This window comes from Hydrogeniiclostridium mannosilyticum, from assembly GCF_003268275.1.
GTDB classification, from domain to species: domain Bacteria; phylum Bacillota; class Clostridia; order Oscillospirales; family Acutalibacteraceae; genus Hydrogeniiclostridium; species Hydrogeniiclostridium mannosilyticum.
The window spans coordinates 1-1,232 of sequence record NZ_QLYR01000030.1 but is presented as its reverse complement, the minus strand read 5'-3'; the positions used below and the strand labels follow the sequence as shown (position 1 = coordinate 1,232).

General features: G+C 50.6%; 4 protein-coding genes. All 4 read left to right on the top strand.

The window, feature by feature from the left end; genetic code table 11:
- Window positions 1-128 precede the first annotated feature (128 nt).
- Window positions 129-293, top strand: coding sequence for a hypothetical protein (locus tag DPQ25_RS14825; protein ID WP_177577150.1), 165 nt, complete (start codon window positions 129-131; stop codon window positions 291-293).
- On the top strand, window positions 286-570 hold the full coding sequence (locus tag DPQ25_RS14275; RefSeq protein ID WP_112333838.1) for a hypothetical protein: 285 nt from the start codon (window positions 286-288) through the stop codon (window positions 568-570). The genes DPQ25_RS14825 and DPQ25_RS14275 overlap by 8 nt, the downstream gene beginning before the upstream one ends.
- Window positions 567-974 (top strand): helix-turn-helix domain-containing protein, encoded by a 408-nt coding sequence (locus DPQ25_RS14270; protein ID WP_242978408.1) that lies wholly within the window; start codon window positions 567-569, stop codon window positions 972-974. The genes DPQ25_RS14275 and DPQ25_RS14270 overlap by 4 nt, the downstream gene beginning before the upstream one ends.
- Before the next feature lie 44 nt (window positions 975-1,018).
- Window positions 1,019-1,232: hypothetical protein (locus DPQ25_RS14265; protein WP_407928175.1), on the top strand; the 214-nt coding region annotated here is incomplete at its 3' end.

Here is a 1,232-nt window from a genome sequence, read left to right as displayed (position 1 = left end):
GAAGGCGGAAATCAGGTTTGTGCGAGGGCGTTTGCATTTTACGGACGATGACGGCAACGCCGTAAACGCCGCCCCTTTTCCCTCGATGGTGGTTATCTACAACGGGGGCCGGTGAAGGAGGAAGAGTGATGAGAATGGATAAACAAAAAGGCTGGCCGCCCTGTGCAAGATGTGACCAATGGAGGCCAATCTCGTGTGAATGCAAGGCGATCAACGAGCAAGGGGTTGCTCCCTGTCAGGTTATGAGCCGTAAGCTGTTTAATCATTTAGCGGAGGAGAATGAAGATGGCTGAATACATAGAACGTGAAAAGCTCTTGTCTCATTTGTTCAACAAGCAGGACAAGCCGCTGGACGTAATGAGGGAGATTACAGAGTTTCCCGCCGCTGATGTTGCCCCGGTGAGGCACGGGCGTTGGATAACAGGGTTTGAAAATTTTTCCCCATATCAAAAATGCAGTACCTGCGGGCTTGAAATTCCACTTAAAGCAACAGAAGGCGATATGGAAATCTGTCTTTACAGGTTTTGCCCCAACTGCGGCGCTCGCATGGAGCAGGAGGAAGAAGCATGAACCCCGCGGCAAAATGGCTTTTTGACTTATATAAAGGCTCAGGCCTTACGAAACAGAAGTTTGCTGAAAGGTGCGGGATGTGCGCAATACAGATCAGCCGCTGGGAGCGCGGAGAACAAGACCCGTACCCGGCCAGCATTAGAAAAGCTGGCGCCGCATTTGGCGTTGAACCCCCGGAGGAAATTATAGAGGCAGCGGAAGCAGCCGGTCGAAGCAGGCGCGTTAAAAAAGCGCCGCAAGTTCCAATCGCAGAACAGAAGGGAATAGACGTTCCCAATAAGGACAAAGAAAAGGCCTCCCGTTTTCAATACGACGGGAAGCCCCGGGAATTTTGCAAAAAGAACCGCTGTGAATGGATTGGCTCAGACGGGAAATGCCATCTTCCCTCTTGCCTGAATCTATAAATGCGGAATATCTTAAGGGCAAGCTGAGAAGGAGGAGGGATTAGGTGACAAAGAAGGAGTTATCGCAGCTTTATTATTTGAATCATGAAATTGAACAGGAGCGACGAAGGCTTAGGGAGCTAGAAGCTGCGGCGACCAGCGTCTCACCTAAGATCACGGGTCTTCCCCATATCAATAAGATTTCGGACAAGACTGCCATCGCCGCGCAAATAGCAGATTGCAGGGCGGTTATTGAGGCTAAGCTCAAGCTTTCCGTTG

Excerpts from the sequence above, each read along its gene's own strand:
- DPQ25_RS14270 (WP_242978408.1), top strand. The coding sequence starts at position 567 with ATGAACCCCGCGGCAAAATGGCTTTTTGACTTATATAAAGGCTCAGGC.
- DPQ25_RS14275 (WP_112333838.1), top strand. The coding sequence starts at position 286 with ATGGCTGAATACATAGAACGTGAAAAGCTCTTGTCTCATTTGTTCAAC.
- DPQ25_RS14825 (WP_177577150.1), top strand. The coding sequence starts at position 129 with ATGAGAATGGATAAACAAAAAGGCTGGCCGCCCTGTGCAAGATGTGAC.